The organism is Magnetospirillum sp. SS-4 (genome assembly GCF_902729425.1).
Classification (GTDB): domain Bacteria; phylum Pseudomonadota; class Alphaproteobacteria; order Rhodospirillales; family Magnetospirillaceae; genus Phaeospirillum.
Genome location: NZ_CACVCH010000062.1, coordinates 16,569 through 38,870 on the forward strand (window position 1 = coordinate 16,569; position 22,302 = coordinate 38,870).

The following is a 22,302-nucleotide window of genomic DNA, read 5'->3' on the forward strand; positions in this document are numbered from 1 at the left end:
GCGGCATAATGGCGAACACCGCCGCCGGCCACGCCCCAGCAATCAAAAAAACAAATCATTTCAATTCGATAAGCAGATAAGGACGGGCGCGATCCCCCGTTGACGGAGAGCTTTCCCAGGGATTACGGTGATGGGGATTTCGACCTTTCCTCACCCCCGTCCGAGGTGTTTGGGCCATCATGAGCGAAATCTACCCCAGTGAACTGAGCACCGACGACCTGCTGCCCACGTCCAGCCGCTTCGCCGTCGCCTCGGTGAACGGGGCGGTGGGCAAGGGCGTCAGGGCGAAAATCGGCTTCGAGCGCGGAACCCTGGTCGCCCGCTTCACCGGCATCCTGTCCAACCGGGTCCTCCAGCACACGCTTCAGGTCAGCCCCGACACCCACCTCCACGATCCCTATTTCGTGGGAATGATGACCCATTCCTGCTCGCCCAATTGCGTTCTCGACATGCATCGCCTGGAAATCTGGTCGCTGTCCGACGTGGCGCCGGGCGAATTGCTGACCATCGACTACGCCGTCACCGAGGACGTCTTGTTCCGGCAGTTTCCCTGTCATTGCGGCTCGTCGCGCTGCCGCAAGTGGATCACCGGCCGGCGCGAGAGGATCAACGAGGCGGGGCTGGCCTACCTGGCGGGACTGGCCAGCCGCAAGGTCCGCAGCATCGCCTCGCGGACCCGCTGGGGCGCCCGGTGATCGGATCCTATCCGACGGTGGCCCGGTTCATCCAGGCCGAGGCGCCGGATGCCCCGGTCCATCTGCTGCGCCCCCACCGTCTGGCGCGGGCGGCCCGCGACTTCATCGACGGCTTTCCCGGCGACACCTTGTTCGCCGTCAAGTGCAACGCCCATCCGCTGGTCCTGCGCACCCTGTGGGATGAAGGCATCCGTCATTTCGACGTGGCCTCGCCCGTGGAGATCGGCCGGGTGGCCGAGACCCTGCCCGGCGCCGCCATGTTCTACCACCATCCCGCCAAGACGCCCGGCCAGATCGCCCTGGCCTGGGACAGGGGGGTGCGCCATTTCGCGGTGGACTGCCCCGCCGAGCTGGAAAAGGTGGCGGACCGGACCGGCCCCGCCATGGTTCCGGTGGTGCGCCTCGCCATTCCCAAGGGATCGGGCGCGGTCTACGACCTGTCCACCAAGTTCGGCGCCACGCCGGAGGTGTTCATCGCCACCCTCGGCCGCGCCGCCGCCATGGGATTCCGGCCGGCGGTGACCTTTCACGTCGGCTCGCAATGTCTCGACCCCGCCGCCTTCCGGCTCGGCCTTGGCATGGCGGTGGAATTGACCGGCCGGGCCGGGGTGGCGGTGGAACTGATCGACGTGGGCGGCGGCTTCCCCGCCTATTACCGCGCCACCCGGGCGCCGCCGCTGGCCGAGTATTTCCGGGTGATCCGGCAGGCTCACGCCGAACTGACCGCCCCCCTGGGAATACGGCTGGCCTGCGAGCCCGGCCGCGCCCTGGTGGCCGAGGGCGGCTCGCTTCTGGTTCGCGTCGTCCTGAGAAAGCCCGATGCGGTCCATCTCAACGACGGCATCTTTGGCGGGCTGACCGAAACCTATTGGGGCAAGGACGAATTGCTGCTGCCGTTGCGGGTCATCTCGGCCGATGGCTCGCCGCGGACCGGCGCGCCGCGGGACCTTACCGCCTACGGCCCGACCTGCGACGGCAACGACGTGCTGCCCTGGCCCGTTTCCCTGCCCGACGACACCGTCACGGGCGACTATATCGAATTCAATCTGATCGGCGCCTATGGCCGCGAGATGGCGGCCAGCTACAACGGCATGCGCTCGGACGCCGTGGCGGTGATCGAAACGGACTTCGCCGGCCATCTTTGCGCCGAGGCGATGGAGTCGGGTAGACGAACCCCCCGACTGGAGGTACTGTAAACCGCTCTTTATGTCATTGTGGGGAGATGGATGATGAAGAAGACTGTTCTTGCCCTGGGTACCGTCCTGTTGCTCGCCGGCTGCGGTCCGGGCCGGTGGGAGCCGTTCGGCGCCTTCACCGATCCGGTGTGCCTGAAGGACGGCTCGGTGGCCTTCTACCAGCAGGCCGACGCCAAGGGCAATCTGGGCGACCCCATCGCCAAGAAGGAATACTGCCCGTGGAACATGAAGAAGTAAGGCTTGCGCCTTCGCTTCTGCGGACAAGGGGCCTTCGGGCCCCTTTTCTTATGTCCCCGCGTTCCACAGGCTGTGGATAAGATTGCCGGTGCCCGGCGTTCCCGACCGGTGATAGTCTCTGGCCCGCCATGAATTCCCCCGCGCATCAGCTTCCCGCCGTTCCCTCCGAGGGACTGGGCTTTCGCGTTCCACCGCATAATTTCGAGGCGGAACAGGCGCTGCTGGGCGCAATCATGCTGTCGAACCGCGCCTACGAAAAGGTGTCGGAATTCCTGCGCCCCGAACATTTCGCCGACCCCACCCACGGCCGGATCTTCGCCGCCTGCGGCAAGCTGATCGAACGCGGCCAGATGGCCAACCCGGTAACGCTCAAGACCTATTTCGAAGGTGACGGCGGCCTGGCCGAGATCGGCGGCCCCCCCTATCTGGCCCAACTGGCCAATGCGGTGGTGTCGGTGATCAATGCCGAGGATTACGGCAAGCTGGTGTTCGACCTGCATCTTCGCCGCGAACTGATCGGCCTGGGCGAGGATCTGGTGAACGCCGCCTTCACCCCCGATCTGGATTCCTCGGCGATGGAGCAGATCGGCTCGGCCGAGGCCAAGCTGTACGACCTTGCCACCACCGGCCAGACCGAGGGCGGATTCCGCGATTTCCGCAGCGTGCTGATCGGCGCCGTCGAAGCCGCCGAGGCCGCGCACAAGCGGGAAGGCAAGCTGTCGGGGGTTCCGACCGGCCTGATCGACCTGGATTCCAAGCTGGGCGGCCTGCACGATTCCGATCTGCTGATCCTGGCCGGACGCCCGTCCATGGGCAAGACCTCGCTGGCCACCAACATCGCCTTCAACGCCGCCTACGCCTACAAGGAGGAAGTGGACGCCCTGGGCCGCAAGAAGGCCATCGACGGCGCCATCACCGCCTTCTTCTCGCTGGAAATGTCGTCGGAACAGCTCGCCACCCGCATCCTGGCCGAACAGGCCGAGATCGCCAGCCACAAGATCCGCCAGGGCGAATTGTCCAACGAGGAATTCGAGCGCCTCGTGGTGGCCGCCCAGAACCTGCATCGCCTGCCGCTGCATATCGACGACACCCCGGCATTGTCCATCTCGGCGGTGCGCACCCGGGCGAGGCGGCTGCAACGCCAGCACGGCCTGGGACTGATCATCATCGACTACCTGCAATTGCTGCGCGGTTCGTCGTCCAATTCCGAGAACCGGGTCCAGGAGGTGTCGGAAATCACCCGCGGCCTCAAGGCGCTGGCCAAGGAACTGTCGGTGCCGGTCATCGCCCTGTCGCAGCTGTCGCGCGCCGTCGAACAGCGGGAAGACAAGCGGCCGCAGCTTTCCGACCTGCGCGAATCGGGCTCGATCGAGCAGGACGCCGACGTGGTGATGTTCGTGTTCCGCGAGCAGTACTACCTGGAACGTGCCGAGCCGGGACAGCGCCCCGACGAATCGCCCGAGAAGTTCAACGAACGCCACGCCAAGTGGCAGCAGCGCTGCGAGGAGGTCTGGAACACCGCCGAGGTGATCATCGCCAAGCAGCGCCATGGTCCGGTGGGAACGATACGCCTGTCGTTCCAGGGCGAATACACCAAGTTCGGCAATCTTGCCGCTTCCGACCATTACGAGGAACCGGGATTCTAGGCAGGCGATCCGGAGAGAAAAGTGATAATCTTCGATCTTCGCGAAGAGGCGTACTTTGCTTCGTATCTTTACGCCATGGCAGCGACCGCCGCGGTCTTCGGCGCGATGGCGGTCGCGCCCCGGTCGCTGCGTTCCCGCATGCCCCCCGCGCTGGCTGAGGCGATAATCCCTTTCGCATTTGTGTTCATCCTTGCCGCCGGCATCTTCGCCTGGGCGGAATACGATGAACGGCGGCGGGCCGACGCCCTGGTGGAGTTATGCCTGAACGGCGGCTGCACTGTCGTGGAAGGGAACGTGCACGATGTCGTACCCGTGCACAAGATCACATCCGGAGGCCGGATGACCGCGCCGATCTGGGGCGGCCACTTCAGGGTCGGCGATGCGCTTTACACTCATTACCCCCGCGACCACTCCAACTACAGCCCGGCGAACCGGCTGCGCGACGGTGAATGGGCCAGGGTACACAGCCAAGGCGACACACTGGTTCTCGTTGAGGTCGAGGCGGGTAAATAGCGGCAAGCCCTATCTGCGCGCCGCCCCGACGGATCGGATTCAGCCCACCAGGGAATAGGCCAGCCACGCCAATCCACCGATCACACCCAGGGAGGCCAGCGACAGGACATGTCCGGCCAGGACCCCCAATCCATCCCGCCACAGCAAGCCCGCCGACAAAGCCAGGATGGCGGCGGCCGGCGGCAGATTGCCGAAAGGCAGCGGCAGGGCCAGCAGCAATCCCTGGAGCCCGATTCCCATCAGGGCGACGGCGCCCCCCATGCCCACGACGAGGTGGGGCAGACGCGGGCGGGTCCGGCGCTCCACCCGTCGCAGCAACGGGACCAGGAGACGCAAGGCGGCCTCCAGGAGCGGGCGCGGCAGGGGGCGGTTGGACAGGGACGCGGGCAGGCGGGCCTGTCCATCGCGCAGGGACGACAGGGCCAGCCAGGTGATGCCGAGCCCGGTCACCACGCCCAGCGGCACCCCCGGAGAGGGGATCAGGGCCAGGGCCGCCATCAGCAGCATCACCAGCAAGGTCGAACGTTCGGCAAGAAGGTGTCCCGCCTCGGCCAGGGTGGGACCCGAAGGCCCTCCCAGGCGGCGGAGGCGGGACAGGCAGAGCGCCAGGGAACGCGGAGAGGTCATTCCGCGGCGCTTTTCTCGGGCAGGCGATCCTCGGCCTTTCGGGTCTTCCACAGCGAGACCACGATTCCGCCGATGATCAGGCCCAGGGTGACCGCCAGCGACACGGCCGGGTCGGGTTTGCCGAAGGCCTGGGCCCAGAAGATCTTGCCACCGATGAACACCAGGATCAGGGCCAAGGCGACCTTCAGATAGACGAAGCGATGCATCATGGCCGCCAGGGCGAAGTACAGCGCCCGCAACCCCAGGATGGCGAAGATGTTGGAGGTGTAGACGATGTAGGGATCCGTGGTGATGGCGAAGATGGCGGGAACGCTGTCGACCGCAAAGACGATGTCGGCCAGTTCCACCAGAACCAGGCACAGGAACAGGGGCGTGACCCAGGTGACCATCCGGCCATTCACGTCCGGAGCCCGGACGAAGAAGCGATGGTCGTGCAGGCCGTCGGTGACCCGCAGATGGCGACGGAGGAAACGCAGGGCCGGATTGGAGCCCATGTCGGAAGGCTCCGCCTCGGCGATCACCAGCATCTTGATGCCGGTGACGACCAGGAAGGCGCCGAATACCCACAACACCCAGGAGAACTGCTCGATCAGGGCGGTTCCCAGGCCGATCATCAGGCCGCGTAGCAAAATGACGCCCAGAATGCCCCAGAACAGGATCCGGTGCTGATACTGCCGGGGAATGGCGAAATACGTGAAGATCAGCGAAATGACGAAGATGTTGTCCAGGGCCAGGCTTTTCTCGATGGCGAAGCCGGTCAGATAATTGATCCCGGCCTCGCGTCCCATGCTCGACCAGACCCAGGCGCCGAACGCGACGCCCACCGTCATGTAGCCGAAACTGAGAATCAGGCTTTCCCGAACTCCGATCTCACGCTTGCGGCGATGCAGCACGCCAAGATCGAGAACCAGGAGAATGGCCACCAGGCCCAGGAACATCAACCAGACCCAGGCGGGCCTGCCCAGGAACGGTTCCACGAGCAGCGTCGTCAACCAGTCCATGATCGCCTCCACAGATGGTTACGAACTGGCGGACATTTCTGCCTCGGCCGGGCAGCGGGTCAGCCGCGCCCGCAATTCGCCGGAGGCGATGCCCCGGCCCGACAGGGCGCGGATGCGGAATTCATGCATGCCGTCATGAGGAATCTTGCTGTCCTGACGGGCGGAACGGGTGAACATGTGCTGTCTCCCTCGGTGACGGTCCGGGCCATGCACCAGGGCACGCCCACTCCGTCTAAAGGTGGGGAGGAGAGCATCCATAGGAAAGTCATGATATTCCTATTCAATTGATAGGAAATACATATCAAACAGCCATTGGCGCGGAGCGCCTTCGCAACCCCATTATCTGGGCAGCGCATCTGGAGCAACGAGCCCCATATCTGAAGCACCCTGACGGAGTGGATTTGGTTCAGAATCGAGGCAAGGGGCGCCGAGCACAGCCGAGCAAAGTTCTGAATCAATCGACGGCCACCTGTTTTGCGGAGGGGGTCGGGATGGCGATGGACGGAGCGGTCGGCGAAGGGCTTGTTTTTCTGGAGCATTTCCGGGATCTGCCGGACCCGCGGCAAGCCGGCAAGGTGATGTATCCGCAGGAAGAGGTGTTGCTGCTGTGCCTGCTGGCGGTGCTGGCGGGGGCGGAGGCGTTCACGGACATCGCCCGTTTCGGGACGAAGAAGCTGGAGTTGCTGCGCCGGTCCAGAATCTGATCACGGTCATGGCAGGTCAGACGCCACCGCCCATCGGCCAGACAACGCTGACGACGCAGTAGCATCAGCAACTCGACGCAGTGATCGCTGCCAATTGGCACTGAGAAAACATGAGGTGGGTTGGAAGAGAAGGTTCTCTGTCAGCCACTTCTCCTCCAAGGACGATTCCAACGACCAGCAGTTTCGGCAGATGGGCCGGCACGCCCTTCATGGCGTCCGCCCTCAATGCTTCATGTGGCCGGAATGGTCCATGGGCATGGATGCCGGCATGGCGGCAGCTCCACCCAGCCCGTTGGCCGTCTGCATGGCGCGGATATAGGCGAGCACGTCCTTTTCCTGGCCCGGCTTCAGTCCCTCGGGCTTGGGCATGTCGCCGAACTTCCAGTGATGCGCCTTGGCCCCGTTGGCCGCGGCGGCAAGGATGACGTCGTCACCGTGGCCGGAGCCGGGTGAGTAGAAAGCGTGCAACAGCGGCGGCCCGGCATCGGAACCGCGTAAGGCGGCGCCATGGCAGGCGGCGCAGGCCTGCTCGAACGCCGCCTTGCCGGCGCCGGCCTGGGCGGAAAGCTGCGGCACCACCAGCGCCTCCTGGCCAAAGCGGGCCGAGATGGGCTTGCCGTTCACGGTCAGCGACAGGATGGCCGCCACCTTGTCGGCGGAGGCGACGCCTGCGTCGGCCGCCAGCATCTCGCCATCCGCCTTCAGCGGCACGTCCAGCTTCTTGCCGGCCACCAGCAAGGTGGCCTTTCCCGAGGCCGCCACCGGCTTGTCGCCGTGGTCGCGCACCCAGGCGCGGATGCCGCCGTCACGCACGGCGAATTCGATGCGCCAGCCGTCGGCGGTCTCGGTGATCTGGCCGCCGTAATTGGCGGTCAGCACCCCGTCGGCGGAAGCGGGAAGCGAGGCGCCGAGGATGACGGCGGCCACGGCCAGGGTCGCGAGGGTCTTCATGGTCTTCTTCTCCGGACTGAAGGGGGTGGGAAATGGATGGATCACGCCATCGCCTCCTTGAGGCGGGCGTCGCCGGCCACCCGCTCCACCGAGGAGCGGGCTACGGCCAGGAAGACAACCGGCGTGACGATGGTGTCGAGGATGGTGGAACTCATCAGGCCGCCGAAGATGACCACAGCGACGGGGTGGAGGATTTCCTTGCCGGGCTCGCCGCCGGCCAGCACCAGCGGCACCAGGGCCAGCGCCGCCACCAGCGCGGTCATCAGCACCGGGGTCAGGCGTTCCAGCGAGCCGCGCACCACCATCTGGCGGCCGAACGCCTCGCCCTCGTGCTCGACCAGATGCAGGTAGTGCGACACCTTCATGATGCCGTTCCTGGCCGCGATGCCGGTCAGCGTGATGAAGCCGACCAGACTGGCGACGCTCATGGTCTGGTCGGTCAGCCAGATGGCGGCGACGCTGCCCACCAGGGCCATGGGGATGTTGCCCATGATCACCAGGGCCAGCTTGGCCGACTTGAAGTGGCTGTAGAGCACGACGAAGATGCCGGCCAGCGACAGCGCCGCCAGCAGGGCGATCAGGCGGCTGGCCTCCTGTTGGCTCTTGAACTGGCCCTCGTAGGTCACGTAATAGCCCTGGGGCATCGTCATCTCGCCCAGACTCTTCTGGACGTCGGCGATGATGGCGCCCATGTCGCGGCCCTGGGAATTCGCCAGCACCACGATGCGGCGCTGCATGTTGTCGCGGTTGATGATGTTGGGGCCCTTGGTTTCCACCACCTCGGCCAGCAGCGACAGCGGCACCTTGCCGGCCGGGGTGTCGACCAGGATCTGGCGGAAATCGGCGGCATGGGACCGCCAGTCCTCGGCCAGGCGCAGCACCACGTTGAAGGTGCGCTGGCCGTCGCGCACCTGACTGACGGTCTTGCCGTTCAAGGCCGCCTCCAGGGTCTCGGTCAACTGGTCCAGCGTCAGGCCGTATTTCCTCGCCTCGGCTCGGTCGAGGCGAATCTGGAGCTGCGGAATCAGCACCTGCTTCTCGACCTGAAGGTCGGCGATGCCGGCCACCTTGGCCATGCGCCCCCGCGCCTCCTCGGCCAGGGCGCGCAGGGTGTCGAGGTCGTCGCCGAAGATCTTGATGGCGATCTCGGCCCGGACTCCCGACAGCAGGTGGTCGAGACGGTGCGAGATCGGCTGGCCGATATTGGTGACGATGCCGGGGATGCGGGCGAGCTGGGATCGCAGGTCGCCGAGGATGTCCTCGCGGCCGCGTTCCGACGGCCTCAGATCGACGTCGATTTCCGTGTAGTGGACGCCCTCGGCGTGCTCGTCCAACTCGGCACGACCGGTGCGCCGCCCGGTGGAAACGACCTCCGGCACCTCCAGGATCAGTTTTTCGGCGATGGCGCCGATGCGGTTGGATTCCGACAGCGACGAACCGGGCGGCAGCATGACGTTGACCGTCACCGTGCCTTCGTTGAAGGCGGGCAGGAAGGCGCGTCCGAGGAACGGCACCGAGGCCGCCGCCAGCACCACCAGCGCCGCCGCCGGCAAAATGACCTTGCGCGGATTGTCGAAGGACCAGTGCAGCAGGCGGGTGTCGGCCGCCTTCAGCTTGCGCACCAGCCAGGAATCGCCGTGGGCGACCGCCTTGGCCTTGGGCAGCAGGTAATAGGACAGCGCCGGGGTCACGGTCAGCGACACCAGGAGCGAGGCGATGATCGACACCACATAGGCGATGCCGAGCGGCGTGAACAGCCGGCCCTCGATGCCGGACAGCGCGAACAGCGGCAGGAACACCAGCACGACGATGATGGTGGCGTAGACGATGGAGTTTCGGACCTCGCTCGACGCCTGCCGGATCACGTCGATGACCGGCAGCGGCACCGCGCGCTGGGCATTCTCGCGAAGACGCCTGAGGATGTTCTCGACATCGACCACCGCGTCGTCCACCAACTCGCCGATGGCCACCGCCAGTCCGCCCAGGGTCATGGTGTTGATGGAGAGATTCATCTGCTGGAACACCAGGGCGGTGGCCACGATGGACAGCGGAATGGCGGTCAGGCTGATGAAGGTGGTGCGCATGTTCATGAGGAAGGCGAACAGCACGATGGTCACCAGGATGGCGCCGTCGCGCAGGGCCTCGACCACGTTGTCCACGGCGCGCTCGATGAAGTCGGCCTGCTTGAACAAGATGTGGTCGGCCTTCACGTCGGCGGGCAGGCCGCGCTTCAGTTCGTCCAGCGCCTTCTCCACCTCGTGGGTCAGGGTGACGGTGTTGGCGCCGGGCTGCTTTTGCACCGCCAGGATCACCGCCGGGGCGGCATTGACCGAGGCGTCGCCGCGCTTGACGCCGGGACCGAAGCGGACGTCGGCGACCTGGCCGACGGTGATGGCGGCGCCGTTGCGCCAGGCGACGACGGTGTCCTTGAGGTCGTCCACGCTGGTGGTCTGGCCGAGATTGCGGATCAGGAATTCGCTGGTCCGCTGTTCCAGGAAGCCGCCGGTGGTGTTGCTGGCGAATCCGGCCAATGCCTTGGCGAGATCATCGTAGGACAGGTTGAAGGCCGACAGCCGCGACGGCGACACCAGCACCTGATACTGCTTCACTTGGCCGCCGATGGGGATGACCTGACTGACGCCAGGGATCGACAGCAGGCGCGGCCGCACCAGCCAGTCGGCCAAGGTGCGGACATCCATGGGCGAGGTAGCGCCGGTTTCCGAGCGCATGCCCACCAGCATGATCTCGCCCATGATCGAACTTACCGGCCCCATGGTGGGCGTGATGCCCTGGGGAAGCTGCTCCTTGGTGGTCGCCAGCCGTTCGGCGACCAGCTGGCGGTTGCGGTAGATTTCGGTGTTCCAATCGAACTCGACATAGACGATGGCCAGGCCTACGCCGGAGGTCGAGCGCACGCGGGTGACTCCGGGGGCGCCGTTCATGGCGGTCTCGATGGGCCGGGTGACCAGGGTCTCGACCTCCTCCGGCGCCAGGCCCGCCGCCTCGGTCATGATGGTGACGGTCGGGCGGTTGAGGTCCGGGAACACGTCCACCGGCAGCTTGGCGAGCGTGAAGGTGCCGTAGACGGTGAGGACCAGGGCGAAGGCCAGCACGAACAGCCGGTTTTTCAGGCTGAACTCGATGATTTTGTCGAACATCGCCTATCTCCCGGCCTTGAGCTGTTCGATGCCCTGGGTCACGACCCGGTCGCCGGGCGCGACACCCTCGGCGATCTCGGCCAGCGGACCGATGACGCGGGCGACCCGCACCGGACGGACCTCGAACACCTCGGGCGCGGTACGGACGAACACGACCTGACGGCCACCGACCTCGGCGACGGAATCACGGGGAACTGCGGTGCGCAGGGAAACGGCGCCGGTGGCCAGATAGACGTCGACCGGCATGCCGATGCTCAACGCCTCCGCCTGTCCGGCGGCCACCTGGAAGATGGCGTGGACGCCCTGGTCCACCGGATCGACCTTCGGGCTCCGGCCCAACAGCGTCAGCGGGAAGCTTTGATCCGGAACCAGCTTGCTGGCGGCGGTGGCGCCGGAGATGCGCCTGGCGACGGGCAAGTCATGGATGACCGCCTCGATCCGCAGCCGGGTCGGATCAACGATTTCCACCAGAACCCGGTCGGAAGCGACCACTTCGCCAGGCACCACATGGACGTCGGTAACCAACCCGTCCACCGGCGCGGTCAGCAACTCACGCCCCAGCGCCGTCCCGGTGATCTGGCCGCGTTCCTTGCGCAATTGATCCAGCCGGATGCGGGTGGTCTCAACCTGCTTGGCGGGGACCAGATCGCCGAGTGTTACCTGTCGCGCCAGTTCCCGTTCGGTGATGTTGATTTCGCTGTCGACGCGGGACAGCAAGGCGCGTTTGTCGCCTTTTTCCAGGGCGGACAGGGTGGGTTCCAGAACCGCCAGCACCTGGCCGCGCTTGACCTCCTGGCCGGGGACCGGAATCGGGTGGGCGGGATCGGACACGACGCGGGCCGGCTGCGACGGCTGCACACGGGCGTAACCCGAGGGATCGGGGATCACCCGGCCGACCACGCGAACGCTGTCGGCGGCCTGTTGCGGCTCGACCTTGACGGTGCGGATACCCAGCAGGAACTGGGTCGGCTTGGACATGGCGACGGGCGTTCCCGGCTGGGCCTGCGGCGGCGCGGCGGGGGCATCGCCATGATCCTCGCCGCCATGGGCATGGGCGGGATCGGCCAGACCCAGCAGGCCGAGCGCCAACACCGCCACGGCGGCCTTGCGATTGCGCCGGATCAGCGCCAGGCCGCCGGCCAGCAGAACCACGCCGGCACCGCCCGCGGCCCCGACCGCCTTCAAGTTCGATCCCATCGCCGGCGTGGCCGCCACCGGCCGGGCCGCCGCCTTGCGTCCGGCCGCCTCGATGAGGATCAGGTCATCCTTGCCGGCGGCGGAGACGATCAGGGTCACGTCCGTACCGCTCTCGGGCGCGGCCCAATCCAGTTCGTAAACGCCCACCTCGCGAGTCGGCCTCGCCCGCCCTTGCCATCCGCCCACCTCGGCGTCGATGGTCGCACCGGTCACCGGCGCGTTGGTGTCGGCATCGGCCAGATAGAGGACGGTCTTGCCGGCGGCCGGATAGAGCACGGCCTGGAAGGCGGTTCCCTCGGCCCCGAAGCCGGATTGTTCGGTGACCACTGGCGTCGCGGCGGCGGGGGCGCCGTGGTCCTCGCCGCCATGGGCGAGCACCGCCGACGGCAGCGCCACGGCCAGCAGCGCGGCGGCGAGGCCAGAGCGGATGCGCTTCATCTGAATCATGGTCATGGTCCCTACTGCACGGGGATCGGGGTACCCTGGGCCGCGGTCAGGGCAGGGCAGGGCAGAGCGGGCGGATTCGATGGAGGCATGGGTGTCGACCGCTCCGCGCAGAGCCTCGGCTTCGCTCAAGGAAGCAGCCAGGGTGGCGGAAACCGGTATACCCCAGGCCCCGATCGCGCCCTTGTAAAGTAATGTAACAAAGTGAAAGCCAGGGATGCGGAAGAGGCGATGGCCTGCCAAGATCAGCGTCGCCGGATCAATCGCAGAGGCGGAAGATGAGGAGACTGATCCCTGATTCCATCGCCGGGAGGACATTGCTGGTCCTGCTGGTGGGGCTGACCCTGTCGCATATGGCGAGTACCGCCATCCTGTCATCCGACCGGCACGACGCCATCGCCACCACCAGCGACAGCCTGACAGCCGACCGGGTGGGCGCGTTCGCCCGCCTGCTGGATCAGGCGCCGGCGGTCGAACGGGATCGACTGGCCCGCAGCCTGGGCAGTCCTCTGTTGACCGTGTCGCTGGGCGATTCCCCCGCCATGTCCGCGACCCACCGCGACGAGGTGGAGGTCGTTCCCGTACGCCAATCCCTGGAATCCCATTTCGGTTCCCTCGACCATGACCGCCTGCACGTCACCCGCCAGCGCCACGGCCACGCGGACGGAGCCTCGTTCTGGTGGCGGCTGCTGAACGGCTTTCCCGACGAGGACGCCCTGCTGGTCGCCGTGCGGCTGACCGACGGGGCCTGGGCCACCTTCGACCTGACCATGCCCGGCCCGCCGACCCTGTGGGCGCCCCATTCGATCCTGTCGGCGCTGGTGATGATTGCCGCCATCCTGGTGCTGGGGGGGTGGGCGGCCGGGTGGGTGTCGGCGCCGCTTGCCACCTTCGCCCGCGCCGCCGACCGGCTGGGCCGCGATGTCCACGCGGCCCCCCTCTCGGAACGGGGGCCGCGCGAGGTGCGCCAGGCCGTGGCCGCATTCAACGAGATGCAGGGGCGCATCCGCCGCTTCGTGGACGACCGCACCCGCATGCTGGCGGCCATTTCCCACGACCTGCGCAGCCCCATCACCCGGCTGCGCCTGCGTGCCGAGATGCTGCCCGCCACCGAATCCAGCCAGAGGATGCTGGCCGACCTGGCCGAAATGGAGGCCATGGTCACCTCCACTCTGGAATTCGCCCGGGGCGAGGCGGGCGACGAGGAATCCGCGGCCATCGACCTCGCCGCCACTCTTGAGGCGGTATGCGACAACGCCACCGACATGGGGCTGCCTGCCCAATTCGACTGGTCGGGGCGGCTGGTCTGCACCTGCCGGCCGCTGGCGATCAAGCGGGCGCTGGCCAACCTGGTGGAGAACGCCGCCCGCTACGGCGGCCGCGCCGTCGTCCATGCCCGCCATGCCGGGCGCGACGTCGTCGTCACCATCGACGACGACGGCCCCGGCATTCCCGAAGCCGAAATGGAGAAGGTGTTCGCCCCTTTCTACCGCATCGAAGGCTCGCGCAACCGCAAGACCGGCGGCATCGGCCTCGGCCTGACCGTGGTCCGCACCATCATCCGCGCCCATGGCGGCGACATCCGGCTGGAAAACCGCAAGGAAGGCGGTCTTCGGGTGACGGTGACCATTCCGCAAGGGGAGGAGGCATGACCGGGCCGCCCCACATCCTGGTGGTCGACGACGACCAGGAGATCGGCGCCCTGCTGAAGGAATTCCTGGGCATGCAGGGCTTCATGGTCACCACCGTCGGCGACGGCGCCGCCATGCGCAAGGCAGTCGAGGCAGGCCGGATCGATCTGGTCATCCTCGACCTGATGCTGCCGGGCGAGGACGGCCTCAGTCTGTGCCGCTTCCTGCGCGCCGCCACCCGCCTACCGGTGATCATGCTGACCGCCATGGGCGGCGAGACCGACCGGGTGGTGGGGCTGGAGATGGGCGCCGACGACTACCTCGCCAAGCCGTTCAGCACCCGCGAATTGCTGGCCCGCATCAAGGCGGTGCTGCGGCGGGTCAATGATCGAGGGCAGCCCGAGGGAGAAGCCGCCCTGGCCGCCCCGCGCGATGCCGCGCACCGCGACGTCATGCACTTCGCCGGGTGGACCCTGGATTCCGGCCGCCGCCAACTTCGCTCCCAAGACGGGGTGCTGGTCGAAATCACCGGCGGCGAGTTCGACCTGCTGATGGCCTTCCTGCTCAACCCCCAGCGGGTGCTCAATCGCGACCAGCTCCTCGACCTCACCCGTGGCCGTGTTGCCGGTCCGCTGGACCGCACCATCGACGTGCAGGTGGGCAGGCTGCGGCGGAAGCTGGAGGTGGACCCCAAGACTCCCGAGCTGATCAAGACGGTGCGAGGCGGCGGGTACGTCCTGGCGACCGAGGTTCGTCGCCCATAAAGGTCATGTTCGAGGAGAAGGTGCCAGCGCGGTTCTGGCATCGCCTTCATCCTGGCCGTAGTGACAATTTACACCAAGGCTCATTGATCAGAGTCTGTTTGAAAACGGCTTGAGCGCCTGAGGCTGGCGTGATTCAAGCTGTTGATGTGGAACACATCGACACGCGGCCGCATGGCTGCCATTGAAAAGAAGACGAAACGGTACCCCAGCGACCTGACCGACGAGGAATGGGGCGCGTTGGAGCCTTTGCTGCCGCAGCCTTCGGGGCGGGGACGCAAGCGGACGACTGACCTGCGCGAGGTGGTCAACGCCTTGCGCTACATGGTGCGGTCGGGCTGTGAGTGGCGAATGCTGCCGGTGCATTTCCCGCCCTGGCAGACGATCTACTGGTGGTTCCGCCGTTTCGTGCGCTCACTCCTGTTCCGCACCATCCATGACGTGGCGCTGATGATTGACCGTGAACGCGCGGGGCGGGAGGCCAGCCCCACGGCGGGTGTCATCGATAGCCAGACGATCAAGGCTCCGATGGCCGACAAGCGCGGTTACGACGCTGGGAAGAAGATCACCGGGCGCAAACGGCACATCGCGGTGGATACCGATGGGCGGTTGCTGGCCGTGAATCTAACCACGGCGGATATTTCCGACAGCGCCGGGGCCATGCCAATCCTCGACGCCATCCGCAAACGCTGGCCGTGGATCAAGCATTTCTTCGCTGATGGGGCCTACGACCGCCGCAAGCTGCTCGACAAGGCTGCGTTCCTTGATTTCGTAGTCGAGGTCGTCCGCCGTACCGACAACGACCCAGGCTTCAAGGTGATCCCGCGCCGCTGGGTGGTCGAGCGCAGCTTCGGCTGGCTAACCCGATATCGCCGCCTCGTCCGTGACTACGAACGCCGCCTCGACGTGTCCGAGGCCATGATCTTCCTTGCCATGGGAAACCTCCTTGTCCGTAGGATCAGTCACCCCTGACATTCTCAAACGGACTCTGACATGTCTTCAGCGGCTATGGTCGCTGCCGCCACTCTGGGACGCATGGGTAAACTGATCCGTGGTGAGGGTCACCCACCGCGGCAACAGGTTTCATGTTGGAGCGGTCCACGACATCCTTTCTCGGACAGCCTATATCGGCACCCACTATTTCAACCGTCGGGAAGCGAAATCGAAGACGGAAAAGCCGAAATCCGAGTGGGTGGGGACGTCGGTGCCGGCCATCGTCGATGAAGAGGTGTTTCACCGCGTCCAGGCCAATCTGAAGGCCCGCAACCCGAAAAAGATAGCGCCGAGGACGGTCTCAGGGCCGACATTGCTGACCGGCGTCGCCACCTGTTCGGACTGTGGCGGCGGGATGACGCTGCGCACCGGCAAGGGAGGCGCCTATCCTTGGCTTCTTCACCCTGAGCGCCGCGACGGTGGTCGCCGCCGACCTGCCGCCAGCGATGGAGAAACGCCTGCCGCGACATCCTATTCCGGCGGCACTGATCGGACGGCTGGCCGTTGATCTGACCGCTGCTGGACAGGGGCTGGGCAGTGTTCTGCTGGCCGATGCCGTCAAGAAGACCAAGGTGGCGGCGGAGACGGTCGCCATGTCGGTGATCGTCGTTGATCCCATCGACGATGGTGCTCAAGGATTCTACGCGGCGTTCGGGTTCCAGTCCCTGCGGGGACCACAGAGACGGATGTTCATGGCCATCCATGGTGGTGCTGCCAAATCGGTGCAGTGATCGGAATGATCACCGCCAATTCCTGACGATCAGCTCCGGCAGCGCCGAAGCCCACCGCTCGGCGGCGGCGTTGACGTCCAGTCGCTTTCGCAACGAAACCTGCGGCACCAGGATGAACATCACCACAGTGGTCATCCCGCGCCCGGAGCTGAGCGCCGAGGCGCTGCCTTTGGCGAAACCGCCCCTCTTCCCCGCCCGTGCCCGCATGTTCTCGGCCACCAGCAGCGAGGGGGCTCCCCGGCGGGATATGAAGCGCAGCCGCCCCCCATGCATCTGCTCCCACAGGCCGGGCGTCATGCGTTTGCCTCGGGCACCTTTGCCGGCAGCGTCGGTGGGGATCGCCAACCAGAAGCCATGCTTGGATTTGATCACCGCGCCCTGGTCGAAGGCGCGGATGATGGTCGGCGCCCTGGTGAAGACGAAGCCCGCCGGTTTGATGCTGTTGCGGCCCTTGGGATAAAGCTCGGCTCGCCAGGTGTTGGCGAGGCGCTGGCCCATGCCCGCCTCGGTGACCTGGCGGCGGAGGTCGGCCTTCAGCCCGTCGGCGGCCTGGCGCACGCCAGCGGTGACGGCATCTTCGGCAGCCTTGACCTCCTCGGCCATGATCTTGCGCAGATCGCCGGATATGGCCGCCGCCAGTTTCATGTTGGCCTCACGCTGATCGTCCACACCAGCCGTTCGGCATCCAGGCTTGGTTCGCCCTGGACAACGAAGCTGTCGCCGTCATTGACGATGATGTGCCCAGCCTGGGGCTCGGGAACCTCCCGCCGCCGGATCTCGAACACCGCCGTGCTGGTATGCACGGTGACGTCCGAGAACTCCACCTCGCGGTCGGGCCGCCGTACCAGGGNGGCGGGATCAGAGTTTCGGTCTGGCCGGTGGAGAGGGTGACGGTGGCGCTGTATTCCTCGAACACCATGCCGGCGAAGGGAAAACGGCGGCGGACGTCTTCCCGGAGCGGCTGGGCGCCGGTGGAGGAGAAATACTGGTAAGCCTGCTCGACCTTGGCATGGCCGATCAGTTTGTCGAAGAATTCCGGGCTGACCAGGGCCAGCACGCTGGTCATGGTCTCGCCCTTGAGTTCGACCTCAACCTTGCGCAGCACCTCGCGAATCTTGGCCTGGACGTTGGTCGCGGCGGTGCCCAGGGCGAAATCCACCTGCTGGCGGGACAGATCGAACTCGGCGAAGTAGTCATAGAGGGTGGACCCGGCGCCGTCGCGGACCACGCCCTTCAGCGCGTTGACCTCCATGAACTCCCGCGTCTGGGCGTGCTTCGAACGCATGCGGGTCAGCTTGCGCTCCATGACGGTGGCCAGCGGATCGGCGGCATCGGCGACACCGAAACCGCGCACGCCCTGGACATCCTGCGGCGTGATGGAATCGTCATGGGGAATCCACGGCACGGTAAACGACCGCATGCTCCGGGCATCGCGGTTGGCGACGGTGGCGTAGCGGCGGGTCAGCGCGCCGTCGAGCCAGTCCTTCTGCATCTTGGCAAGACGCACGGTCTGCTCGGCTTCTTCCTGCAGCAGGGCCAGCATTTCCACAGGCAGGCTGGCGGCCTCACCCAGCGGCAGGCGCATCATGTCGGCGAGGCTGGGACGATTGGGGATGGTCATAATCAGTTCCTCCGGGGCTTGTCGTCGCTCGCCTTGATGGCGATGTAGGCGATGCGGCCTTCGGCGATGCGGCGCTGCACCAACAACAGGCAACCGTCTTTGGCCAGCGCCATGGCATGGTCGGCAATACGGTCGAGTTCGGAACGGGTGGATCCGGGTAAAGCCGATGGATCTCGTGCCCGATCAACGCCCAGCAGACCCTCGTAATACGAGATGCTGTCACCGGGCTGGGCTTGATCGATCCAGGCGAGAAAGCTGTGTTCGCTCAATACCGGCAGAGTAAGGGGCATCATGATGCGACCCGCGTTTCACCGGTCCGCTCGCGCATATGATCGGCCTCGTAGGCGACCACATCGTCCATCCGCGTCGGGTCCGCCACCCTGCTGGTGAAGGAACTTGCCGACCAGGGCATCTCGCGCCGTGGCAAGAAGTTGGACAAGGGCGGCCTCTACAAGATGCTGGCCAATCCGCTCTATATCGGCAAGGCGGTCCACAAGGGCGTCGCCTATGACGGCGAGCACGAGGCCATCATCGATCAGGCCCTATGGGACAAGGTCCGATCCGTCATGGAAGTCATGGACACCTTGTCGGGGACCAGCCCGCCAGCGAGGGCGAGCCACTCATCCTCGGTGGGAAGCCGTACGGGGAGCTTCTGCATCCGCTTAATCCAGCGGGCATAGGCCTTGGCGTCATACCAGGTGACGGCGGCCGGGTCGTCGGGATCGCCGGCGAGGTCCAGCGGCTCAAGATCGGAGATGCTGAGCCGGTGGGCCAGGTAGTCGGGGTTGTCCCGCAGGAAGCGGTGGAACCGCCGGACGGGGACCAGGGGTGAGAAGCAGAGGTCTTTCCCCAGTACCGTGGCCACCGTATATCCCGGACGGAAAGGGCCCTTGCGGGGCGTGTGGGAATACCGCCCCTGCCGGGTCAGGTGGGCCTTCAGGATTTCATCCCGGCCGGGGTAGTTAAGGTGTGTTCCGCCATGGGCGTAGAAGGACTCCTCGGCGGCGTGCAAATCGGCCTCCAGCCATCCGTCGTGCGAGAAGTAGAGGTGGACGTCCAGCTCGGAAGCCTCCTCCGTCTTGGAGAAGTCCTTGTCCCGGAGGTAAGGGGCGTAGGGGTTGCGTTTGAATTCGGAGTCACGGACGCCCTCGAAGACGAAGTCGTAGCCGCCGTCGGGGCCCTTCAGGAAGGCGAACCGGTCATTGTAGGGGATGACTTCCACCCACCCCTGGGGGCAGAGTTCGAGGACGCGGCGGAACAGTCGCCCGGCGGATTCGATCCGCTCCGCATCGCCGTCACCGAGGTTGTACAGCTGGGCGACGATCCTGCCGTCCTCGCCCAGGTCGCAGAGCTGGTCGCCGATCAGGTTGTCGAGGGTGTGGGTGTCTCCCGCACACATCAGATCGGTCTCGCTGCGGATGAAATAGTTGTCCGGCGGGACGTTCTCCCGGATCTCGGCGGGCTTGATCTCGTCGAAAGGGATGTCGCGGAGGTTCGCCCCATACATTCCGCGGTAGCCGACCTTGAGGCCGTCAGTGGCGGCGGCGGCCCGGAGCAGGACGAAAACGTCGAGACCGGTGAAAATCCGCTTGGGCATGGGCAGGCCCGAGGCGAACAGGCGGTCGGCGATCTGGCGGTGGCCGAGCCGAACGCGTTGGTCGGGGAGATTCGTCGGCAGGACGTCCTTACGGAAGGCGAGGCCATGCCCACGCATGAAGGTTGGCAGCTTGTCCTTCCACTCGGCAACGTATCCGCCGAAGCCGCCCTTGAAGCCAAGGCGGTGGGCGATGTGGTTCAGGGCGAGGTTGTGGGGAAGCTTCCGCTCGTCATCGAGGTAGACGGTGCGGGCGAGCTTGGCGGCCCGCTTCAGGCTCTTGGGGTCGATCCCTTCGACCGGTGCGAGGTGGAAGTTGACGAAGGTCAGGAATTTGGACATGCAGATTCTCCGGCGTCTTCACGCACGTCCGCTTGCGTAGATTGGAGCTGGAGAAAATGGTCCCTAATGCACATCAAATGCATCTACGGCGGTTCGTTCCCCCACGCGGACGTGTTCTTGGGGATCAAAGGCCCGTCGCGGCCCTGAAGGGAAGATTGCAAAGATCGACCGGCTTGGCAAGTCAAAGCTTTGGGGCGGTCTAGCTGTGATACAGCGAACGGACACCGCCGCCGGACTCCGTCGGTCCTCCACAAAAATCGCCAAACCACACGGTGCGGTGATTTTCGTAGTTTCATGAAAATACAGGAGGTTGCCGACCTGTTGATACGGAAAGGCGTGTCAACAGGTCTGGAGAGAAACGCGCGATAGAGAGAGAATTCAGCTGACTTCCGGCAGGCCCGTGTCAGCACCTATACCACGCAAACCCGCGCGGAACCTTGTGGTGTCCAAGGCCGCATCTTAGCGGTAGAGCCAGTTTGTCTGGTGAGAATGGCGTAGGAAAGGGAACCGCCAATCAACCCTCTCCGATCATTCCGACAGGTACAAAACAATTGCCGACTGGAGGGCGGGAGGCAAACCTTCTCTGCCGACCGGCAACGCTCAGCATTCGACCAAAACGGCGGCAAGCCTCAATTTCGCCGCCCCGGCCAGACGCCTGTCCCTTGTCCACAATAGAGGGGGGGACGCCATAGGACGGGTAGGAATATACGCTAAGCAGGGCATATTACTCTCCATGCTGGGGAGGCAGCAGACCTTCGCGGCGGAGTCCCCCCAACCACTTCGTAATCGCCGCCGGAAGGCGGTTCTTCAGAATGGGCCGGACGGGGCCGCAGATTGGTCATGCATCAACAATATCACGCGTGTGAAGGCCGACGCGATGCTGGGCGCCGAGCAGTTTACATCATGGAATCAAGATGCTCTGCCTCCCGCCTCATGCGCAAGTTTATATGAAATATAAAGTACAGAAATTGGTAATTCGGACAGGTGCGTACAATGCGGTATAAAGGGGAGCGTAGATTTCAGTGAGATCAATGAGGTGTGGCATGTCGAAAATCCAGCACATTGTCATTGAGGAGGCGAGCGAACCGCTTCGACGCCTGATCGCGATGACTCTCAATTACCCAGGACATCATCAAATAACCGAAGTTGAAAACCACAAGGAAGCCTTGAGTATCTTGCGGGCATACAAGCCCAACCTGCTCATCATGGAGTATGAGAGCAACGGTGTCAGCGGTCTCGACCATGTCCGCGAGATCCGCAACGGCAAAGCCGGGTGCAAGCGGAACATCCCCATCATCGTCCTGACCGATCCCAAGAAGGATAAATGGATGGAAGCCTATATGGTCAGTCAGGTCATGGAGGCAGGAGCCACTGCATGCGTCTCCAAGCCACTGTCCATCAGGAAGCTCTTTCCCGTCGCCGTCCACGCCATGAAGAAGGCCCATGAGGAGCGTATTGCGAAGCTGCACATCGTCGCACCTCTTGGTTTTTCCAGCTATATGGAGAAGAAACTGCCCCAGCTCATGCGACTCTTTGCCCCAGCGGAAAACCTGTCGTGAACAGGGAGGTGCAACGTGGGCTGTATGAATTAGGCCAATCCTACTGTTATGGGCATCGAGCCGCTCAAGAACTGATGTCCGCCTCGCAGGTTAAGCCACGAATGCGTTGAGCCAGCACGCATTCCCAGTCATAATTCCGTCCGTATAGGCTCGCAGGATGCGGAGAGAAGGCCCGGCATGCGGTTAGAACCGGCTAGGCGGAGGACATGGATCTGGTCACGGAAAAGCCTCAGAGCACGGATGTTTGGACAGACGACCTGTCGGTTGGCGTGGACATCATCGACGAAGATCATCAGGCGTTTTTCCGACTAGCGGACCTGTTGCGCGACATCATGGGCAGTCCCGACAAAAATCAGGACATGCTTGTCGAAACCGCCATAAACATCCTTGAGGAATACGTAAAGGGCCACTTCCTGCGTGAGGAAACGGCCATGGCCACCATAGGCTATCCGTTGCTGGCCGAACATGCCGCAGCCCATGAGGCCTTCGCCGCGCGCGCCCATCAGATCGCCCAAGACTACAAAAGCGGCAACAAGGAAGTGGCGGCCACGATCAACGATCTTGTGAGGCGCTGGATCGTCGGCCATATCCGGACCATGGACATGCAATACCGCGGCGTCCTCACCAACGAGAACGTCGATAACCGCCCCATGGCCTACCTGACCGCCGACGAAAACGACCAGGCCGATGGCTGGCCCTAA

Annotated in this window: 23 protein-coding genes and 1 pseudogene; 14 read left to right on the forward strand and 10 right to left on the reverse strand. The window is 65.0% G+C overall.

Annotated elements, in window-relative coordinates; genetic code table 11:
• Positions 1–179 precede the first annotated feature (179 nt).
• The 5 genes from MTBSS4_RS11260 (at position 180) to MTBSS4_RS11280 (ending at position 4,287) form a co-directional block, all read left to right on the forward strand.
• Positions 180–695 (forward strand): SET domain-containing protein-lysine N-methyltransferase, encoded by a 516-nt coding sequence (locus tag MTBSS4_RS11260; protein ID WP_173983504.1) that lies wholly within the window; start codon positions 180–182, stop codon positions 693–695.
• Positions 692–1,891 carry a type III PLP-dependent enzyme gene (locus tag MTBSS4_RS11265; RefSeq protein WP_173983505.1) on the forward strand — a complete coding sequence of 400 codons (1,200 nt, stop codon included), beginning with the start codon at positions 692–694 and terminating at the stop codon, positions 1,889–1,891. The genes MTBSS4_RS11260 and MTBSS4_RS11265 overlap by 4 nt, the downstream gene beginning before the upstream one ends.
• A gap of 30 nt (positions 1,892–1,921) precedes the next feature.
• A complete protein-coding gene (locus MTBSS4_RS11270; protein ID WP_254432498.1) occupies positions 1,922–2,128 on the forward strand; it encodes a lipoprotein in 207 nt (68 codons plus the stop codon).
• A 128-nt stretch (positions 2,129–2,256) separates the two neighbouring features.
• Positions 2,257–3,774, forward strand: a complete 1,518-nt coding sequence (locus MTBSS4_RS11275) for a replicative DNA helicase (RefSeq protein WP_173983506.1) — start codon at positions 2,257–2,259, stop codon at positions 3,772–3,774.
• 21 nt (positions 3,775–3,795) lie between these two features.
• Positions 3,796–4,287, forward strand: coding sequence for a hypothetical protein (locus MTBSS4_RS11280; protein WP_173983507.1), 492 nt, complete (start codon positions 3,796–3,798; stop codon positions 4,285–4,287).
• Between the two features lie 39 nt (positions 4,288–4,326).
• On the opposite strand, the gene MTBSS4_RS11285 is transcribed toward MTBSS4_RS11280, so the two are convergent.
• The 3 genes from MTBSS4_RS11285 to MTBSS4_RS11295 are packed head-to-tail and all read right to left on the reverse strand — an operon-like array spanning position 4,327 to position 6,092.
• Positions 4,327–4,914 carry an exopolysaccharide biosynthesis protein gene (locus tag MTBSS4_RS11285; RefSeq protein ID WP_173983508.1) on the reverse strand — a complete coding sequence of 196 codons (588 nt, stop codon included), beginning with the start codon at positions 4,912–4,914 and terminating at the stop codon, positions 4,327–4,329.
• Positions 4,911–5,915 carry a TerC family protein gene (locus tag MTBSS4_RS11290; protein WP_173983509.1) on the reverse strand — a complete coding sequence of 335 codons (1,005 nt, stop codon included), beginning with the start codon at positions 5,913–5,915 and terminating at the stop codon, positions 4,911–4,913. Before MTBSS4_RS11290 ends, MTBSS4_RS11285 begins: the two co-directional genes overlap by 4 nt.
• A gap of 18 nt (positions 5,916–5,933) precedes the next feature.
• On the reverse strand, positions 5,934–6,092 hold the full coding sequence (locus MTBSS4_RS11295; RefSeq protein WP_173983510.1) for a hypothetical protein: 159 nt from the start codon (positions 6,090–6,092) through the stop codon (positions 5,934–5,936).
• A 314-nt stretch (positions 6,093–6,406) separates the two neighbouring features.
• Here MTBSS4_RS11295 and MTBSS4_RS11300 point away from each other — a divergent pair, with 314 nt between their 5' ends.
• Positions 6,407–6,619: a transposase family protein gene (locus MTBSS4_RS11300; protein WP_254432499.1), complete on the forward strand. Its 213-nt coding sequence runs from the start codon at positions 6,407–6,409 to the stop codon at positions 6,617–6,619.
• A 222-nt stretch (positions 6,620–6,841) separates the two neighbouring features.
• Here the strand turns inward: MTBSS4_RS11300 and MTBSS4_RS11305 are convergent, their stop codons facing one another.
• Genes MTBSS4_RS11305 through MTBSS4_RS11315 form a run of 3 tightly spaced genes read right to left on the reverse strand, consistent with a single transcriptional unit; the run spans position 6,842 to position 12,378 of the window.
• The gene (locus tag MTBSS4_RS11305; protein ID WP_173983511.1) at positions 6,842–7,570 is read right to left on the reverse strand and encodes a cytochrome c; all 729 of its coding nucleotides are present in this window, start codon (positions 7,568–7,570) and stop codon (positions 6,842–6,844) included.
• 41 nt (positions 7,571–7,611) lie between these two features.
• A complete protein-coding gene (locus MTBSS4_RS11310; protein WP_173983512.1) occupies positions 7,612–10,728 on the reverse strand; it encodes an efflux RND transporter permease subunit in 3,117 nt (1,038 codons plus the stop codon).
• A gap of 3 nt (positions 10,729–10,731) precedes the next feature.
• Positions 10,732–12,378, reverse strand: coding sequence for an efflux RND transporter periplasmic adaptor subunit (locus MTBSS4_RS11315; RefSeq protein ID WP_254432500.1), 1,647 nt, complete (start codon positions 12,376–12,378; stop codon positions 10,732–10,734).
• 269 nt (positions 12,379–12,647) lie between these two features.
• On the opposite strand from MTBSS4_RS11315, the gene MTBSS4_RS11320 reads away from it, so the two are divergent.
• The 5 genes from MTBSS4_RS11320 to MTBSS4_RS11340 all read left to right on the forward strand — a co-directional run bounded on the left by MTBSS4_RS11320 (position 12,648) and on the right by MTBSS4_RS11340 (position 16,485).
• Entirely contained in the window at positions 12,648–14,021 is a 1,374-nt protein-coding gene (locus MTBSS4_RS11320) for an ATP-binding protein (RefSeq protein WP_173983513.1), read from the forward strand.
• Positions 14,018–14,764: a response regulator gene (locus tag MTBSS4_RS11325; protein WP_173983514.1), complete on the forward strand. Its 747-nt coding sequence runs from the start codon at positions 14,018–14,020 to the stop codon at positions 14,762–14,764. The genes MTBSS4_RS11320 and MTBSS4_RS11325 overlap by 4 nt, the downstream gene beginning before the upstream one ends.
• A 144-nt stretch (positions 14,765–14,908) precedes the next feature.
• Positions 14,909–15,733, forward strand: a complete 825-nt coding sequence (locus MTBSS4_RS11330) for an IS5 family transposase (protein ID WP_173983523.1) — start codon at positions 14,909–14,911, stop codon at positions 15,731–15,733.
• An 82-nt stretch (positions 15,734–15,815) separates the two neighbouring features.
• The gene (locus MTBSS4_RS22790) at positions 15,816–16,262 is read left to right on the forward strand and encodes a recombinase family protein (RefSeq protein ID WP_368667778.1); all 447 of its coding nucleotides are present in this window, start codon (positions 15,816–15,818) and stop codon (positions 16,260–16,262) included.
• Positions 16,174–16,485: a GNAT family N-acetyltransferase gene (locus MTBSS4_RS11340; protein ID WP_254432501.1), complete on the forward strand. Its 312-nt coding sequence runs from the start codon at positions 16,174–16,176 to the stop codon at positions 16,483–16,485. The genes MTBSS4_RS22790 and MTBSS4_RS11340 overlap by 89 nt, the downstream gene beginning before the upstream one ends.
• Before the next feature lie 9 nt (positions 16,486–16,494).
• Here the strand turns inward: MTBSS4_RS11340 and MTBSS4_RS11345 are convergent, their stop codons facing one another.
• The 3 genes from MTBSS4_RS11345 to MTBSS4_RS11355 form a co-directional block, all read right to left on the reverse strand.
• A complete protein-coding gene (locus MTBSS4_RS11345; RefSeq protein WP_254432502.1) occupies positions 16,495–17,154 on the reverse strand; it encodes a DUF6441 family protein in 660 nt (219 codons plus the stop codon).
• Positions 17,138–18,106, reverse strand: coding sequence for a major capsid protein (locus MTBSS4_RS22380; RefSeq protein ID WP_254432503.1), 969 nt, complete (start codon positions 18,104–18,106; stop codon positions 17,138–17,140). The genes MTBSS4_RS11345 and MTBSS4_RS22380 overlap by 17 nt, the downstream gene beginning before the upstream one ends.
• Positions 18,107–18,108: 2 nt before the next feature.
• The gene (locus tag MTBSS4_RS11355; RefSeq protein ID WP_173983517.1) at positions 18,109–18,399 is read right to left on the reverse strand and encodes a hypothetical protein; all 291 of its coding nucleotides are present in this window, start codon (positions 18,397–18,399) and stop codon (positions 18,109–18,111) included.
• Positions 18,400–18,492: 93 nt separating this feature from the next.
• Between MTBSS4_RS11355 and MTBSS4_RS22385 the strand changes: the two are divergent.
• A pseudogene (locus tag MTBSS4_RS22385) lies at positions 18,493–18,615 on the forward strand (hypothetical protein); the annotation flags it as partial.
• Between the two features lie 26 nt (positions 18,616–18,641).
• Here MTBSS4_RS22385 and MTBSS4_RS22390 read toward each other — a convergent pair.
• Positions 18,642–20,042 carry an SUMF1/EgtB/PvdO family nonheme iron enzyme gene (locus MTBSS4_RS22390; protein ID WP_254432504.1) on the reverse strand — a complete coding sequence of 467 codons (1,401 nt, stop codon included), beginning with the start codon at positions 20,040–20,042 and terminating at the stop codon, positions 18,642–18,644.
• 1,043 nt (positions 20,043–21,085) lie between these two features.
• Here MTBSS4_RS22390 and MTBSS4_RS11365 point away from each other — a divergent pair.
• Positions 21,086–21,601, forward strand: a complete 516-nt coding sequence (locus tag MTBSS4_RS11365; RefSeq protein WP_173983518.1) for a PleD family two-component system response regulator — start codon at positions 21,086–21,088, stop codon at positions 21,599–21,601.
• A gap of 206 nt (positions 21,602–21,807) precedes the next feature.
• Positions 21,808–22,302, forward strand: coding sequence for a bacteriohemerythrin (locus tag MTBSS4_RS11370; protein ID WP_173983519.1), 495 nt, complete (start codon positions 21,808–21,810; stop codon positions 22,300–22,302).

Bases quoted from the DNA above. Each gene is read 5' to 3' on its own strand.
- MTBSS4_RS11260 (WP_173983504.1), top strand. From the start codon at position 180: ATGAGCGAAATCTACCCCAGTGAACTGAGCACCGACGACCTGCTGCCC.
- MTBSS4_RS11270 (WP_254432498.1), top strand. From the start codon at position 1,922: ATGATGAAGAAGACTGTTCTTGCCCTGGGTACCGTCCTGTTGCTCGCC.
- MTBSS4_RS11275 (WP_173983506.1), top strand. From the start codon at position 2,257: ATGAATTCCCCCGCGCATCAGCTTCCCGCCGTTCCCTCCGAGGGACTG.
- MTBSS4_RS11285 (WP_173983508.1), bottom strand. From the start codon at position 4,914: ATGACCTCTCCGCGTTCCCTGGCGCTCTGCCTGTCCCGCCTCCGCCGC.
- MTBSS4_RS11290 (WP_173983509.1), bottom strand. From the start codon at position 5,915: ATGGACTGGTTGACGACGCTGCTCGTGGAACCGTTCCTGGGCAGGCCC.
- MTBSS4_RS11295 (WP_173983510.1), bottom strand. From the start codon at position 6,092: ATGTTCACCCGTTCCGCCCGTCAGGACAGCAAGATTCCTCATGACGGC.
- MTBSS4_RS11300 (WP_254432499.1), top strand. From the start codon at position 6,407: ATGGCGATGGACGGAGCGGTCGGCGAAGGGCTTGTTTTTCTGGAGCAT.
- MTBSS4_RS11305 (WP_173983511.1), bottom strand. From the start codon at position 7,570: ATGAAGACCCTCGCGACCCTGGCCGTGGCCGCCGTCATCCTCGGCGCC.
- MTBSS4_RS11310 (WP_173983512.1), bottom strand. From the start codon at position 10,728: ATGTTCGACAAAATCATCGAGTTCAGCCTGAAAAACCGGCTGTTCGTG.
- MTBSS4_RS11315 (WP_254432500.1), bottom strand. From the start codon at position 12,378: ATGACCATGATTCAGATGAAGCGCATCCGCTCTGGCCTCGCCGCCGCG.
- MTBSS4_RS11320 (WP_173983513.1), top strand. From the start codon at position 12,648: ATGAGGAGACTGATCCCTGATTCCATCGCCGGGAGGACATTGCTGGTC.
- MTBSS4_RS11325 (WP_173983514.1), top strand. From the start codon at position 14,018: ATGACCGGGCCGCCCCACATCCTGGTGGTCGACGACGACCAGGAGATC.
- MTBSS4_RS11330 (WP_173983523.1), top strand. From the start codon at position 14,909: ATGTGGAACACATCGACACGCGGCCGCATGGCTGCCATTGAAAAGAAG.
- MTBSS4_RS11355 (WP_173983517.1), bottom strand. From the start codon at position 18,399: ATGATGCCCCTTACTCTGCCGGTATTGAGCGAACACAGCTTTCTCGCC.
- MTBSS4_RS22390 (WP_254432504.1), bottom strand. From the start codon at position 20,042: ATGTCCAAATTCCTGACCTTCGTCAACTTCCACCTCGCACCGGTCGAA.
- MTBSS4_RS11365 (WP_173983518.1), top strand. From the start codon at position 21,086: ATGTCGAAAATCCAGCACATTGTCATTGAGGAGGCGAGCGAACCGCTT.
- MTBSS4_RS11370 (WP_173983519.1), top strand. From the start codon at position 21,808: ATGGATCTGGTCACGGAAAAGCCTCAGAGCACGGATGTTTGGACAGAC.